General features: G+C 60.6%; 12 protein-coding genes. 6 read left to right on the forward strand and 6 right to left on the reverse strand.

What is annotated here, in order from left to right:
* Positions 1–101: 101 nt before the first annotated feature.
* Positions 102–845, forward strand: coding sequence for a YoaK family protein (locus AC6I7Z_RS20690; RefSeq protein WP_497815697.1), 744 nt, complete (start codon positions 102–104; stop codon positions 843–845).
* Positions 846–916: 71 nt separating this feature from the next.
* Here the strand turns inward: AC6I7Z_RS20690 and AC6I7Z_RS20695 are convergent, their stop codons facing one another.
* The 3 genes from AC6I7Z_RS20695 to AC6I7Z_RS20705 all read right to left on the reverse strand — a co-directional run bounded on the left by AC6I7Z_RS20695 (position 917) and on the right by AC6I7Z_RS20705 (position 5,111).
* A complete protein-coding gene (locus AC6I7Z_RS20695; protein WP_497815698.1) occupies positions 917–2,383 on the reverse strand; it encodes a pyridoxal phosphate-dependent decarboxylase family protein in 1,467 nt (488 codons plus the stop codon).
* A gap of 18 nt (positions 2,384–2,401) precedes the next feature.
* Positions 2,402–3,784 (reverse strand): diaminobutyrate--2-oxoglutarate transaminase, encoded by a 1,383-nt coding sequence (locus AC6I7Z_RS20700; RefSeq protein WP_071997408.1) that lies wholly within the window; start codon positions 3,782–3,784, stop codon positions 2,402–2,404.
* A 442-nt stretch (positions 3,785–4,226) separates the two neighbouring features.
* Complete coding sequence (locus tag AC6I7Z_RS20705) at positions 4,227–5,111, reverse strand: LysR substrate-binding domain-containing protein (RefSeq protein ID WP_497815699.1); 885 nt, start codon at positions 5,109–5,111, stop codon at positions 4,227–4,229.
* A 103-nt stretch (positions 5,112–5,214) separates the two neighbouring features.
* Here AC6I7Z_RS20705 and AC6I7Z_RS20710 point away from each other — a divergent pair, with 103 nt between their 5' ends.
* The 4 genes from AC6I7Z_RS20710 (at position 5,215) to AC6I7Z_RS20725 (ending at position 8,866) form a co-directional block, all read left to right on the forward strand.
* The gene (locus AC6I7Z_RS20710; protein WP_497815700.1) at positions 5,215–5,547 is read left to right on the forward strand and encodes a carboxymuconolactone decarboxylase family protein; all 333 of its coding nucleotides are present in this window, start codon (positions 5,215–5,217) and stop codon (positions 5,545–5,547) included.
* On the forward strand, positions 5,538–5,927 hold the full coding sequence (locus AC6I7Z_RS20715; protein ID WP_497815701.1) for a tautomerase family protein: 390 nt from the start codon (positions 5,538–5,540) through the stop codon (positions 5,925–5,927). The genes AC6I7Z_RS20710 and AC6I7Z_RS20715 overlap by 10 nt, the downstream gene beginning before the upstream one ends.
* Positions 5,924–6,448: a DUF4865 family protein gene (locus AC6I7Z_RS20720; RefSeq protein WP_497815702.1), complete on the forward strand. Its 525-nt coding sequence runs from the start codon at positions 5,924–5,926 to the stop codon at positions 6,446–6,448. The genes AC6I7Z_RS20715 and AC6I7Z_RS20720 overlap by 4 nt, the downstream gene beginning before the upstream one ends.
* A 93-nt stretch (positions 6,449–6,541) precedes the next feature.
* Positions 6,542–8,866 (forward strand): FdhF/YdeP family oxidoreductase, encoded by a 2,325-nt coding sequence (locus AC6I7Z_RS20725; RefSeq protein ID WP_497815703.1) that lies wholly within the window; start codon positions 6,542–6,544, stop codon positions 8,864–8,866.
* 28 nt (positions 8,867–8,894) lie between these two features.
* Here AC6I7Z_RS20725 and AC6I7Z_RS20730 read toward each other — a convergent pair whose 3' ends face one another.
* Both AC6I7Z_RS20730 and AC6I7Z_RS20735 read right to left on the reverse strand, forming a co-directional pair.
* Positions 8,895–9,767 carry an aldo/keto reductase family oxidoreductase gene (locus AC6I7Z_RS20730; RefSeq protein ID WP_497815704.1) on the reverse strand — a complete coding sequence of 291 codons (873 nt, stop codon included), beginning with the start codon at positions 9,765–9,767 and terminating at the stop codon, positions 8,895–8,897.
* Positions 9,768–9,862: 95 nt separating this feature from the next.
* Positions 9,863–10,621: a DEAD/DEAH box helicase family protein gene (locus AC6I7Z_RS20735; protein ID WP_497815705.1), complete on the reverse strand. Its 759-nt coding sequence runs from the start codon at positions 10,619–10,621 to the stop codon at positions 9,863–9,865.
* 324 nt (positions 10,622–10,945) lie between these two features.
* On the opposite strand from AC6I7Z_RS20735, the gene AC6I7Z_RS20740 reads away from it, so the two are divergent.
* On the forward strand, positions 10,946–12,493 hold the full coding sequence (locus AC6I7Z_RS20740; RefSeq protein ID WP_497815706.1) for a sensor domain-containing diguanylate cyclase: 1,548 nt from the start codon (positions 10,946–10,948) through the stop codon (positions 12,491–12,493).
* 3 nt (positions 12,494–12,496) lie between these two features.
* On the opposite strand, the gene AC6I7Z_RS20745 is transcribed toward AC6I7Z_RS20740, so the two are convergent.
* Positions 12,497–15,076 (reverse strand): bifunctional diguanylate cyclase/phosphodiesterase, encoded by a 2,580-nt coding sequence (locus AC6I7Z_RS20745; protein WP_497815707.1) that lies wholly within the window; start codon positions 15,074–15,076, stop codon positions 12,497–12,499.
* Positions 15,077–15,204: the final 128 nt, after the last annotated feature.

Below are 15,204 nucleotides of genomic sequence, written 5' to 3' on the forward strand. Positions count from 1 at the left end.
TACTTAACATTTTTATTAACTCTTTTAGATTAGGCGCTGTGACAAGGATCGCATTTCTCCCTACGCTTAAGCTCAGGTAATAATAAAAAGGTGAAGCGTGCATGTTGATAAAAATGAAGCGAGAGCGATCCCATACGGAAGACCGTTATCTTGCTGTCTGGCTGGCGACGGCGGCCGGTTTGCTGAATGCGATGGCATTAGGCGCGTTCGGTTTTTTTCCCTCGCATATGTCGGGCAATACCTCGCAGCTTTCCAGCGAAGTTAATAACAGCGATCTGCGCGATCTCACTTTTCTCGGCTGCCTGCTGCTGGCCTTCGTCGCGGGCGCGGTCACCGCGCGGCTGGCGGTCATCGCCGGTCTGAAACACAATCTGCGCACCGTTTTCTGTCAGGTACTGGTGGCGGAAGGGATTGCGCTGCTCTGTCTCTCGCTGTTTGAAATCTTTTTCTACTCTTCCGGCAATAACCGCGAGGTGCTGGTGCTGCTCGGTTTTCTGATGGGCGTGCACAACTCCACCTCGACGCAGCTATCTAACGGGCGCGTGCGCGCGACGCATATCACCGGCACGCTGACCGATGCCGGCATTTCGCTCGCCTCGGTCATCAGCGCCATGCTGCGCCGCGACCCGTCGAAAAACGCGCATGCGCAAAAGAAGCAGCTCAAGACGCACCTGACGACGATTTTTTCCTTTCTCGGCGGCGGCATCGCCGGACTCTGGCTGTTTCGCGTGGCGGGTTTTCACGCCATGGCGGCGCTGAGCGCGGTGCTGATTCTGCTAGCGGTGACGTCGATGGCGTTGACGCTGATGAAGGTGAGAGGAACGGCAATGGCGGCAAGACGCTAACAGGATTTAAAGCAAACAGGCAATAAAAAAGCCGGTAACAGGGTTACCGGCTTTTTTTGCGTTTCAGGCCGTTAGCCTACCAGCGGCTTCGCGGTTTTTTCAACCAGCGCCAGCAGAACTTTCACATCTTCCAGCGTCACGGTCGGGTTAAGCAGCGTCAGCTTCAGGCAGGTCACGCCGTTGTGCTCGGTCACGCCGACATTGGCGCGGCCCGATTCCAGCAGCGCGTCGCCGATACGCTGGTTCAGCAGCGCGGTTTCAGCCAGATCGTGACAGCCGCTTTCCGGATGGAAGCGGAACAGCACGCTCGCCAGCTGCGGCTTCATCACCAGCTCCAGCAGCGGATGGGCGCTGATATATTTCGCGACCTGCTGGGCGAGGGTGACGCCGTGATCGATGATCGCCGCGTACTGTTTCTGACCCAATGCTTCCAGACCCATCCACAGTTTCAGCGCGTCGAAACGGCGCGTGGTCTGCAGCGATTTGGACACCAGGTTCGGCACGCCCGCCTCTTCGTCGAACTCAGAGTTGAGATAAGCCGCCTGATAGCGCATCAGCTCGTAGTTCGCCGCATCTTTCAGCAGGAACGCGCCGCAGCTGATGGTCTGGAAATATTGCTTATGGAAGTCCAGGGTAACGGAATCCACCAGCTCGAGGCCGTCCAGATAGTCGCGATATTTTTCCGACAGCAGCAGCGCGCCGCCCCATGCCGCATCGACGTGCACCCAGATATTGTTCTGGGCCGCCAGCGCGGCGATGTCGCGCAGCGGATCGATAGCGCCGGCGTCGGTGGTGCCTGCGGTAGCGACAATCGCCAGGATCTGATCGCCGTTGGCTTTCGCCTGGGCGATCTTCTCTGCCAGATCGGTCACGTCCATACGGGCGTATTGGTCGGTTTTCACCTGGGTCACGCACTGGTAGCCCAGGCCGAGCAGCGCCATATTCTTCTGTACGGAGAAGTGGGCGTTTTCGGAGCAGAACACCTTCAGCTTGCGCAGATCGCCCACCAGGCCATCCTGCTGAACAGAGTGGCCCTGACGCGCAAAGAACGCGTCGCGCGCCAGCATCAGGCCCATCAGGTTGCTCTGCGTGCCGCCGCTGGTGAACACGCCTGCGTCGCCCGCTTCATAGCCGACCTGGGCGCGCAGCCACTCGATCAGCTTCATCTCGATGATGGTGGCCGACGGGCTCTGATCCCAGGAGTCCATGCTCTGGTTGGTGGCGTTGATCAGCACTTCCGCCGCCTGGCTTACCACCAGACTCGGGCAGTGAAGATGCGCCACGCACTGCGGGTGATGCACCCCCAGGCTATCTTTCAGGAAGAACTCGACCGCGCGCTCGATGGCGGCCTGGTTGCCCAGGCCGGTCGGGTTGAAGTCCAGCGCAATACGCTCGCGCAGTTCCGCGACGGTTTTGCCCTGATACATTTCAGGCTGCTTCAGCCACTCGACGACGGCTTTGCTGCTCTGCTCGATAACCTGCTGGTAGGCTTCGATGCTCTGCGCCGAGCCCGCCAGGATCGGATTTAATTCAGACATGATCGCATTCCGCTCCACTTAAACCGGCTGCACGCCAGCGGCCAGCAGCGCCTGCTCGAACTTGTCGAGGAACACTTCCAGCTCCTGGTTGGTGATCAGCAGGGAAGGCAGCAGACGCAGCACGCAGCCGTGACGGCCGCCGCGTTCGAGGATCAGGCCCGCTTCAAAGCACTTCTTCTGCAGCAGCGCAGAGAGGTCGCCGTCCGCCGGATAGCAGCCCAGCTGATCTTTGGCTTCGTTCGGCTTAACGATCTCGATGCCGATCATCAGGCCCAGGCCGCGTACGTGACCGATAACCGGGAAGCGCTGTTGCATCTCGGCCAGCTTGCCTTTCAGCCACTCGCCTTGCTGCGCCACTTTGTCGGCGATGTTCTGCTCTTTAAGGATCTTCAGCGTGGTGAGGCCGGTGGCCATCGCCAGCTGGTTGCCGCGGAAGGTGCCGGTGTGGTGGCCCGGCGCCCAGGCGTCGAACTGCTTTTTAATGCCCAGCACAGCGAGCGGCAGGCCGCCGCCGACGGCTTTCGACATCACGATAATGTCTGGCTGAATGCCGGCGTGCTCGAAGGCGAAGAATTTGCCGGTACGCGCGAAGCCCGCCTGTACTTCGTCGATGATCAGCAGAATGCCGTGCTCTTCGGTCACTTTACGGATGCGCTGCAGCCACTCGGCCGGCGCCGGGTTCACGCCGCCTTCGCCCTGAACCGCTTCCAGGATCACCGCCGCAGGTTTGCGTACGCCGCTTTCCACGTCGTTGATCAGGTTTTCGAAGTAGTAGGTCAGCGCTTTCACGCCCGCTTCGCCGCCAATGCCCAGCGGGCAGCGGTAGAGGTGCGGGTAGGGCATAAACTGCACTTCCGGCATCATGCCGTTGACCGCTTCTTTCGGCGACAGGTTGCCGGTGACGGAGAGCGCGCCGTGGGTCATGCCGTGGTAGCCGCCGGAGAAGGCGATCACGCCTGAACGGCCGGTGGCTTTTTTCGCCAGCTTGATCGCCGCTTCAACCGCGTCCGCGCCGGATGGACCGGTGAACTGCAGCTTGTACTCTTTGCCCTGACCAGGCAGCAGCGACAGCAGGTATTCAGAGAACGCATCTTTTAAAGGCGTCGTCAGATCGAGAGTATGTAACGGCAAGCCGCTGGTAATGACATTTTGGATGCTCTGCAACACGTCAGGATGGTTATGACCCAGCGCCAGCGTGCCCGCGCCTGCCAGGCAGTCGAGGTACTCTTTATTGTCGGCGTCGGTGATCCATACGCCTTTCGCCTGGGTGATCGCTAACGGTAACTTGCGGGGATAACTTCTGACGTTTGATTCGAACTCAGCCTGACGGGCCAAATAGGTTTCATTGTTTGCGTTTGAAGTGGCATCTAAAGAATCAATACGGACTTTATCCGTCATCATATCTCTCCTACAACCGGGGCGATCGACTGTGCCGCAGTTGAATGAATGTTAAAAAATCGGGTTACCTGATTTTAGGCGCGGCCAATATAGAGCTTTTGCGATTCGGGCTCAATCTTTTATTTTGTTTAGATTTGTTCGTGTTTATTTATAACTAACTTTTCCTGCCTTACGACCTTACCCGGCAGCATGCGCGGGCCTGATGACGCCTGTGTTAAGAAGGTGTGACGGCTCGACGCAGCCGTTGAGCTTAACCGCGGTAAAAAACGCTAACCGAAGAAGAAACAGGCAATTAAAGCCCTTTTTTGTTGACGTATTAAACAAATGACGCGGTGAAAATTATCACCCCGTAAATTAATCCGCAGCGCGAAGGTTAAGTTATATAAAAGGCTTAACCTTACGTGCGGGAAACATATTTAAACTAAATTCGTTAAAACGGGAATCTTTAGCGCAGCAGCGAAGGAAGCAGCGCGGCGGAAACGGAATCACGCAGCAGGCGCTGCGCCTGCGCATCCAGGCTGCGGTTCTGCCACAGCGTAATGCCGATACGGCCCGCCGCAGGCAGCGTCCCGTCGAGGATATGCAAGGTGCGCGGCAGCCCGATGGGCGAGCGCAGCGTGATGCCGAGGCCCGCCTGCACCGCCGCCCAGATGCCGCTCAGGCTCGGGCTGGTGAAGACCACGCGCCATGCAATACCTGCCTGATCCAGCGCCGCGATGGCGCGGGATCGCATCTGGCAGGGCGCGTCAAACATCACCAGCGGTAAAGGTTCGCCGTTTGCCAGCAGCGTCCTGAGTTCTTTCTGCGGCGAGGCGATCCATACCAGCGGACACTCCCCCAGGAATTCGCTCTCGTCGAGCGCCTGCTCAGGCTGCCACAGCAGCGCGATATCGACCTGCTTCTCCATCGCCGCCTGACGCAGGGCGCGGTTGCGGTCTATGCGTGCCGTGATGTTGAGATCCGGATGCTGGCTCGCGAGCTGGCTGAGCAGCGCGGGCATCAGCGATTCTCCAAAATCTTCCTGCATGCCGATACGCAGCTCGCCCTGCAGCAGTTCGCCGCGCACGGCGCGCTGCGCTTCGTCGTTGAGCGCCAGCAGGCGGCGCGCGTAGCTCAGCAGCCTCTCGCCGGCGGGCGTCAGCGCCAGCTTGCGACCCTGCTTCACCACCAGTTCGGCGCCGCACTGCGCTTCCAGCTTTTTGAGCTGAGCGCTAACGGCGGAGGTCGACCGGCAGAGCCGCTGGGCGGCGAGCGCAAAGCTGTCGTATTCGATGCCCGTCACGAAGCTGCGCAGCGCATCCATATCGAGAGAAACCGGGAGCTTATTCATATCATCCTGCTTTTCGGGATTAAGCGTGCTGAATAATTTGATTTTCAGGATAGTAGCAGAGGGCGAAACTGGGGGTAAGCGATAAATAAAGATAGGAGCCCTCATGAGCCACGCACTCGATAAAGACAATCTTCAACAGGCCGCGCCAAAGCTGGCGGAGATCACCCATACCTTGTTATTCGGCGATATCTGGCAGCGCGACATTCTGACGCCGCGCGAACGCAGCCTGATCACCCTGGCCTGTCTGGCCGCGCTGGGACGCGAGAAACAGCTCGGCTGGCATATGCGCTTCGCCGCTGAAAACGGCCTGAGCCGCCGCGAACTCAGCGAAGCCTTTACCCATCTGGCGTTTTATGCCGGCTGGCCTGCCGCCGTGACCGCGCTGCACTATTTGCCTGAAGAGGAATTAGTCGAGGAGAAAACACCATGCCGCTGACCCGCATCACGCTGAATGAGCAGACCAGCGAGGCGCGTATCGCGCAGATTTCCGACATCCTGCACCGCACGCTGGTAGAGACCTTCGACGTCCCGGCGCCTGACCGGTTTCAGATAGTAGAGAAGCTGCCTGCGGCGCAGCGCATTTATGACCTGCACTATCTGAGCGGCGGACGCAGCGACGATTTCATCCTCTTTACGCTGCTTGCCGGAAAGCCGCGCTCGGCGGCGCAGAAATCGGCGTTCTGCCGCACGCTGACACAGCGGCTGGCGGCGCAGCTCGCTATCCGGCCCGACGACGTGATGGTGGTGATCCAGTTCAACACCGCCGCCGACTGGAGCTTCAGCCAGGGCGAAATGCTCGCCGGGGAGAGGCTATGATCCTGATGCACTACCGCTTTACGCTGCCCGCCGATTACGACATGACGATTATCGAGCGGCGCATTGCGGAAAATGGCGCAAAGCTCGACGGCTTTCCCGACCTGATATTCAAGGCTTATCTCTATGCGCGCCGCGATGAGGGCGCAAGGGCGAACAGCTACGCGCCGCTCTATCTCTGGCGCGACAGCGCCGGGATGATCCGCTTCTTGCAGAGCGCCGGCTTCGCCAGGCTGACGCAGGATTTCGGCTGGCCAGTGATGCAAAGCTGGCTGGGGGTGAAAATGCCGCCGATGGCGACGCTGCGCGACGCGCGCTTTGCGGCGCTGCGTCACCGGCCGATTGCGCCCTATAGCGATCTCGCCGCGCTGAACCTCGAGGCGGCGCTGGTCGGCTGGGATATTTCGGCCCAGTCGCTGCTTCAGGTCGATTTCGCCGCTGATCAAGGGTTGCCGGAAGAGGAGTACCGCATCGGCTATCTCGCGCTCGGCGATCCGACTATGCGAAACGCGGTAACATCCTGAAAGAATAAATTTAACATCTTTAGTCCCGCCGCCGCCGCACTCAGGATCTGCTCGCCTACGCTAAAAAGGATAAGCACTGGAGAGCAAGGTCGTATGAAAAAAGAAAACAGTAGTATTGGTATTGCGCCTTATGGCGGTTCGGCAGGCGGCTGGGGCGCGCTTAAAGCGGTAGCGGATGCGATTCGCGGCCAGATGTCCGTTAAGGAGGATGTTATCGCGCTGTTCAAGGTCAACCAGCCGGAAGGGTTTGACTGCCCAGGCTGCGCCTGGCCCGATCCGCAGCATCGCTCCTCGTTTGAATTCTGCGAAAACGGCGCCAAAGCGGTCTCGTGGGAAGCCACCAGCAAGCGCACCACGCCGGACTTTTTCGCCGCGCACACCGTCAGCGAACTCTGGCAGCGCAACGCCCTGGAGCTGGAAGGCGAAGGGCGTCTGACCCACCCGATGAAATATGACGCGGCGAGCGACACCTATCAGCCCATTGAATGGGAGACGGCGCTGAACGAGATCGGCGCGCTGCTGCGCAGCTACGACGATCCCGACAGCGTCGAATTCTATACCTCCGGCCGCGCCTCTAACGAAGCCGCCTTTCTCTGGCAGCTCTTCGCGCGCGAATATGGCACCAATAACTTTCCCGACTGCTCCAACATGTGTCATGAACCGACCAGCGTCGGCCTGCCGCAGTCGATCGGCGTAGGCAAGGGCACGGTAGAGCTGGAGGACTTCGATCACTGCGATCTGGTGCTCTGTATCGGCCACAATCCCGGCACCAACCATCCGCGCATGCTGGCGACGCTGCGCGACGTCTCGAAGCGCGGCAAAACCATCGTGGCGATCAATCCGCTGCGCGAGCGCGGCCTGGAGCGCTTTACCTCGCCGCAAAGCCCGATTGAGATGCTGTCGATGGGGTCGACGCAGCTGGCGTCCACCTACTACAAAGTGCGGGTCGGCGGCGACGCGGCGATGCTGAAGGGCGTGATGAAGACGCTGCTGGCGATGCATGAAAAAGCGCTGGCGGCAGGCGAGCCGGGGGTGATCGACGACAGCTTTATCAACGAACACACCGAAGGGTTTGCCGCGCTGAAGGCGGATCTGGAGGCGACTGAATGGCCGCATATTCTGAAAGTCTCCGGCATGACGCTCGAAGAGATCCAGAATATCGCTCATCTTTACGCCGCGTCGGACAGCACCATCATCTGTTACGGCATGGGCATTACCCAGCACCAGTACGGCACGCAGAACGTCCAGCAGATCGCCAATCTGCTGCTAATGCGCGGCAATATCGGCAAGCGCGGCGCGGGCATCTGTCCGTTACGCGGTCACTCCAACGTACAGGGCGATCGCACCGTCGGCATTACCGAAATTCCGCCGCAGTGGATGCTGGACAATATTGAAAAGGTGTTTGGCTTTAAGCCGCCGCAGAAGCACGGTCACGGCGCGGTGGCGGCAATCCAGGCGATGCGCGACGGCAAGGCTAAAGCGCTGCTCTGTCTGGGCGGCAACCTGGCCGAGGCGATCTCCGATCCGCAGGTCACTTTCGAGGCGATGCGCAAGCTCGATCTGGCGGTGCATATGGCCACCAAGCTTAACCGCTCGCACCTGCTGCTCGGCAAGCATAACTATCTCTTCCCGGTGCTGGGCCGCACCGAAATCGATCGCCAGGCGTCGGGCGAGCAGAGCGTGACGGTAGAGGATTCAATGTCGATGGTGCACGCCTCGCGCGGCACGCTGAAACCCGCCTCGCCCCATCTGAAATCGGAGCCGGCGCTGGTCGCCGGGCTGGCGAAAGCCACGCTGCGCAACTCGCGCGTCGACTGGGATAAAATGGTGGGCGACTACAGCTTTATCCGCGACGCCATCGAGGCGGTGTTCCCCGGCTTTGACGATTTCAACAACCGTATTTTGACGCCGGGCGGCTTCCGGCTGCCGGTGGCGGCCGCGCAGCGCAAATGGCTGACGCCGAGCGGCAAGGCGCAGTTCAAGGTGATGCAGGGCATCAACGAAGATCCGCGCTCGCTGAAGTGCCACGATCTGGTGCTGACCACGCTGCGCAGCCACGATCAGTACAACACCACGCTCTACGGCCTGAACGACCGCTATCGCGGCGTAACCGGCCGACGCGACGTGCTGTTTATGGCGGCGGACGAGGCGGAAAAACGCCAGTTCCGCGTCGGCGATAAGGTAAATATGGTGGCGCTCGATCCCGAGGGCAACCGTACCGGACGCCGTCTCGATAACCTCACCGTGGTGGTGTATGACATGGCGCCCGGCTCGGTGGCAGCTTACTACCCCGAGGCCAACGTGATGGTGCCGCTCGACAGCCACGACACCGAAAGCGGCATTCCGGCCTATAAAAGCATCCCGGTCGAGCTGGAGCTGTGCAAGGCGCCCGCAGAAACCTCAGGCGCGCTGCGGTAAAGCGGCGTGGGTAAAATCAGGGGCCGCGCTAGCGGCCCTTTTTGTTGCCGATATCGTCGAGCGCCGCCAGCGCCTCGTCCGGCAGCGTCAGCTGCGCCGCCGCCAGGTTTTCGCGCAGATGCTCCGGCGACGAGGTGCCGGGGATCAAGAGAATATTGGGCGAGCGCTGCAGCAGCCAGGCGAGCGCCACCTGCATCGGCGTGGCGTTAAGCTGCTGCGCCACCTGAGTGAGCTGGGTGGACTGCAGCGGCGTAAACCCGCCGAGCGGAAAGAAGGGCACGTAGGGAATGCCCTGGGCGGCGAGCTTATCGATCAACGCGTCATCCCCGCGGTTGGCGAGATTGTACAGGTTCTGCACGCAGGCGATCTCGGTAAGCTGCTGCGCCTCTTCTACCTGACGCGCCGTGACGTTGCTCAACCCGATATGGCGGATCACCCCTTGCTCTTTGAGTTCCATTAGCGCCCTGAGCTGCGGCTCAAGCGACCCTTCCGCCGGTTTTTGCGGATTGATCATGCTGCGCAGATTCACCACTTCCAGCACGCCGAGATCGAGGTTGCGCAGGTTATCTTCTACCGCGCTGACCAGTTCGTCGGGGGAAAAAGCGGGCAGCCAGCCGCCTTTCTCATCACGACGTGCGCCGACTTTGGTGACGATAATTAAATCTTCCGGATAGGGATGCAGCGCTTTTTTTATTAGCTGATTCGTCAGGTGCGGGCCGTAAAAATCGCTGGTGTCGATATGACGAACGCCGGCGGCGATAGCGTCGCGCAGCACCTGGATCGCGCGCGCTTCATCTTTCGGCGGGCCAAAGACGCCGGGGCCGGCAAGCTGCATCGCGCCGTAGCCGACGCGGCCGACCTCATCGTCGCCAAGACGATAGCGCAGAGAAACCTGAGACATAGTAACCTCCTGATGAAAGGGACTCAGTAAGTGTACTCGCTGTGGCCTGATTGCGCGCTGGAAGGGCAGGGAAGGAAAGAGGAGAAGGCGGCCGCTCAGGCGACCGCAGGCAGTTGCGGATAGAGATGATGGACGCGGCGATCGGGGCCGCAGAGCAGGACAGGGTGACCCTCATTCAGGCGCGTCAGATAGTGATGATGCATCATTTCCGTCAGTCCGGCGCCGCACCAGTAAAGATGATGCTGATGCGCGCTCGCTGGCTGACAGACGGCGCTGAAGGCACGCACTTCGACGCAGAAGCCCTGGCCGCCGAGCCTGATCGCTTCCAGCCAGATTTCGGTCTGGTTTTTCTCGCTGATATTTTCCAGCAACAAAGGAATAGCGGCGGCTCGTGTGGCGTTGCGCGCCATGCTTTCCGCATAGGCGACAACCAGATGGTGAAAGCGTTCGATGCGGCGGCAGGCGCCAGCGCGCGTATCGTCGCGCAGCCACTGATTAAGCGGCAGCAGCAGCCGTAACACGAAATCATCGCCGGTGAAGTTGCTGGCGAGCTTGCGCAGCAGCACCGTCAGCGATCGCTCGCTGCCAAACTCGAGCTGCCAGAGCATGTCGCCGCGCCGCGCCGCCCAGCCGCCGGTGCGGACAGGATGCGCGCCGGCCTGCGCCATTTTAATCTCGCGGATCGTTGCGCCCTGGCTCGTCAGGCGCGTCATCTCCATCACCTCCTGCAGCTGAGCGTCGCTCCAGTCGTGACCGGATGAATGTTTATGGATAAAGCCGCTTCGATACCAGCGCTTCAGATTAGGAAGAGCCGCGCCCGATATCGCACAGATGGTTTCAGACGAATAAGTCATAAGCTGTCCTTGAACGGAGAGCGAAAAGCCACCGCCTGCGGCAGTGGATGAATATACAGTCTGAACCTGTCGCGGCGAAATTAATACAGCATAATATATTGTTTTAATTGCCGTTTCGCTTATTCAGGAACATGTGTCCTTTGGAATTAACAACTTATCAGCTAACGTAATGATATGTGAATATTTTGTTTAGAAAGATGTTTTGACCACTTTAAGGATTAATTCGGCGACAATTTGCCATTTCCGCCGGCGCGCCGCTCTGCCGTCTGCGCTGGCATGCCTCCATATGCTTAACTTATCACAGGCATTTCAAAGAGGCAGGACATGAAATTAAAAAGGAGAGGCGATCGGGCGACGTCGCTTAATCGTTCGCTGCCCCGTAGCATCGCGATGGCCGGGCTGCTGCTGACGGTGGCGGTAACCGGGCTCAGCCTCTGGACAATGCGCGAAGCCTGGCGCGACGCCCTGATTCAGTCTGAACAGATGGCGGTGAATCTTTCCCTTTCTCAGGCGCGTCAGGCGGACGACACCATCTTGCAGGCGGAGCTGTCACTGCGTGAAGTGCAGCATCAGCTGATGAGCGAAATGGCGTCCGGCGTCAACGGCGCCGCCCTCAGTCAGACGATGCAGGAGCTGGCGAGCCGACTGCCGCAGCTGCATGGGCTATTTTACTACGACGCGCAGGGCAAATGGATCGCCACATCGGCGCGGCAAATCCCGTCTCGCACCAACAACGCCGACCGCGAATATTTCCACTTTCACCGCATCAATGCGCGCAACAGCGTGCATATCGGCCCGGTGATACGCAGCCGCAGCACCGGCGATCTGGTGATCCCTGTGTCGCTGCGGGTCAATGACGCCTCCGGCGGCTTCAACGGCGTGCTGCTGGCCACCATCCGCGTCGACTATTTTCGTCACTACTACAGCTACTTTGAGCTGGGACTACAGGATGTGCTGGTGCTGATGCTGGCGGACAGCACGGTGCTCTACGCCCGACCGATGTCGGACAGCTATATCGGCAAGAACCTCTCCTCCAGCCACCTCTTCCAGACGATGCTCGCCAGCTCCGACAAAGGAAGCGGCCAGTGGCGTGCCGCGCTGGACGGCCAGGCGCGCATTTTCGGCTTTGCCCGCTCCGAGCGGTACGGGCTGGTGGTGGCGGCGGGCTACGATAAAAATAATCTGCTGAGAAGCTGGCTCAAGGGGCAGGTAGAGGATGTGCTGCTCGATCTGGCGCTGCTGGCGGGAATTATACTGCTGGGCGCCTGTATCCTCAGCCAGGCGCAGCGCAGTCTGCGCTATCAGCAGGAGCTGACCCGATTGCGCGACGAGCTGACGGCGGCGAACCTTTCGCTGGAGAACCTGGCGCACGCTGACGGCCTGACCGGCCTGGCGAACCGTCGCCAGTTCGACCATCTCCTGAAGCAGTGCCTGCTCGACGCGGCGCAGCACGGCCAGCAGCTGTCGCTGATCCTGATGGATATCGACTATTTCAAACGCTATAACGATACCTACGGGCACGTTGCCGGCGACGCCTGTCTGAAGGCGGTCGCCAGCGCGCTAAAAGGCGTGTTGCTGCGCAGCGGCGACAGGGTGGCGAGATACGGCGGCGAAGAGTTCGCCATTATTTTGCCGGGCGCCACGGAGCAGGAGGCGCTAAACATCGCTAACGCAGCGGTGAAGGCGGTGAGCGCGCGCAATATCCCCCATGACTCCTCCTCGATAGCCGCGCACGTCACGCTGAGCGCAGGATGCGCCACCTTTCTGCCCGAAAGCGATCGCCCCGATCCTCAGGCGCTGATCGAGCAGGCGGACGCGGCGCTCTATCGGGCGAAGCATGGCGGGCGCAACCAGGCGCGGCGCGGCGCCTGAGCGCTACGGCGAGGCTGACGCGGCGCAGTAAGTTTCGACGATCTGCGTCAGCGGCTGCGGTTTGCCGAGATAGTAGCCCTGCAGACCGTCACACTCCATCAGTTTGAGCTGCTCCATCTGCGAGGCGGTTTCAACCCCCTCAGCGGTCACGCTCAGCGAGTAGGCCTTGCCGAGTCCGACCATGTTCTCCACAATCTGCCGCGCCTGCGAAGAGTCGTTCAGCGGGAAGATAAAAGATTTATCGATCTTAATGCCGTCAAACGGAAAGGTGCGCAGATAGTTGAGCGAGGCGTAGCCGGTGCCGAAGTCGTCGATTAAAAACTTTACTCCCAGCGCCTTGATCGCCTGCATCACCTCAAGCGTGGTTTCCGGATCCTGCAGCATGGCGTTTTCTGTGACCTCGATCTCCAGCCGACTGCTCGGCAGGCCGGTGGCGTCCAGCGCGGCGTGAATACGGTGCGGCAGGCCTTTGTCGCTCAGCTCTACCGCAGAAAGGTTGACCGACACCGTCAGGCCCGGCAGGTCGCGGCGCGTATCTTCGCAGGCGCGCAGCAGCACCCAGTCGCTCAGCGCGCCGATCAGCCCGGTCTCTTCCGCCAGCGGGATAAACTGATCGGGCATCAGTACGCCGTGCTGCCTGTGGTGCCAGCGCACCAGCGCCTCCACGGCGGTGACGCGCGCGGATCGCACGTCGTAGCGCGGCTGCCAGGCGAGCCGCAGCTGGTCGGTGTGTATCGCTTCGCGCAATTCGCGCTCCATTTCGCGCCGCTGTACGATCTTCTCCCCCATGTCGCGCTGGTAAAACACCCAGTTATTGCGCCCGGCATTTTTCGCTTTATAGAGGGCGATGTCGGCATAGCGCAGCAGATCGCCAGGGTCGTTGCCATCCTGCGGCGCCAGCGCGATCCCCATGCTGGCGCCGATAAAGACGTCGCCGCCGTTGATAGCGAAGGGCTGATTGATCTGGGCGATGATGCGGCGGCACAACTCAGCGATCTTATCCGGGCCAGGGATATCGGAGACGATCATGACAAACTCGTCGCCGCCGAGGCGAGCGGTCATCCCGGCATCCTTGAGACAGGCGTTGAAGCGCAGCGAGACCTCGTGCAGCACGCTGTCGCCGGCGGCATGGCCGTAGAGATCGTTTACCGGTTTAAACTTATCCAGGTCGATCATAATCACCGCCAGCGGGCGATCGCTATGCCGCGCGTCGCTGAGCTTGCCCGCCAGCCAGGCGTTCATCTGCGCGCGGTTGGGCAGCCCGGTCAGCTCGTCGAACTGCGAGAGATAGCGGACGCGCGCTTCGGCCTCGACCTCCAGCGTAACGTCGGTGGCGGTGCCGCGGTAGCCTTTTTGCCCCTGCGCGAGGGTAACGGGACGCAGCGTGAGGTTGCAGAAGCGAATATGCTGCTGCGCGGATCGGTAGCGGCAGCGCAACAGCGTCAGCGGCTCGCCGGGCTGCTCCCGCTGCGTCAGCCGTTGCGGCAGGTCGGCGTCGTCGAGCAGAAAATCGTGCAGCGGCTGCTGCAGCCAGTCCTGGCTATGGTAGCCGGTGACGGCGGGAAAACGGCCGGAGATCCAGGTAAAGCGCAGCTGCGCGTCCGCTTCCCAGATCCAGTCGGTGGTGCTCTCCGCAACGTCGCGAAAGCGCTGCTCGCTGGCGGCCAGCGCCTGCTGGCTCTGCTCCAGCAGAAATGTGCTGACGTCGCTATGGCGCGCTTTGCGCAGCGCGTTGCGCATCAGCATGGTGGCGCTAAAGAAGATGGCGCACATCAGCAGCGCCAGCAGCGGCAGCAGCCAGGTGAGCAGCGCGCCGCCGGGATTGTCGCTCTGCCACTTCAGCGTCACGGCGCCGCCCAGCGCCGACGCGAGATAGCGATCGTGCTCTTCTGCGTCGTCGGGCGGCGCCTCGGCGTAGCTGAGTTTTTTTATGCCATACTCCGCGCCCGCGCTTTCCAGCTTGGCGGGCGTCAGAAGATCGACAAAAACCATGGTCGAGGGCAGGCCTTCTACCCTTTTTACGCTGCGATCGCCGCCGGGGGTAATCCAGGCGGCGCCAAGCAGCGCCAGCCGGTCGCCGATGCGCACCAGCCGCGCTATCGCCTTGCCGTCGCTCTGCTGCAGCCGCTGCTGTAGGGCGTTAAGCACATCCTGCCCCAGCCACGTCTGAAAGCTCTCATGGCGCAGCGCGCCATTGAGCACGCTGTAACGGGTCTCGCCATTGGGCGCGATCACGAATACCCCCTCATAGCCGAAGGTTCTGAACAGCGACTCGCCCAGGTTCTGGTTGCGCCAGGCCCAGTCAAGGTTCAGCGTGCGATGCAGATTGTTATAGGCTTCGCCCCATTCAGCGTTGTCGCTAAGATGAAAGCGCATGCTCTCTTCGCGGCTCACAAATCCCTTTCCTACCAGCAGCCCGCTGCGAAGATCCGCTTTATCGTTCAGATCGTCGGCCACGCAGAGCAGCGCGGTCAGCGCGGCGCAAAAAGAGAGGCCGAGCAGCATCAGCATAATGAGCATCGGTTTTCTGACCAGGCCGCGCGCGCGGCCGTCAGAAGAGGGGAGAAAAGCGTAAGTCGTCATGTTTAGTCGCCGCGCCAGAAATGGATAAAGGGTATTCCAAATACCTCTCTCGGTTATCGGCAGCAGGGCCCTGGACTACAGCCTGTAGTTGAGCGGAATGACGATAATCTGCGGGAATTGTTAAAGCG

The sequence above is a fragment of the Pantoea sp. X-Soil-MYKO-1289 genome (genome assembly GCF_059730625.1).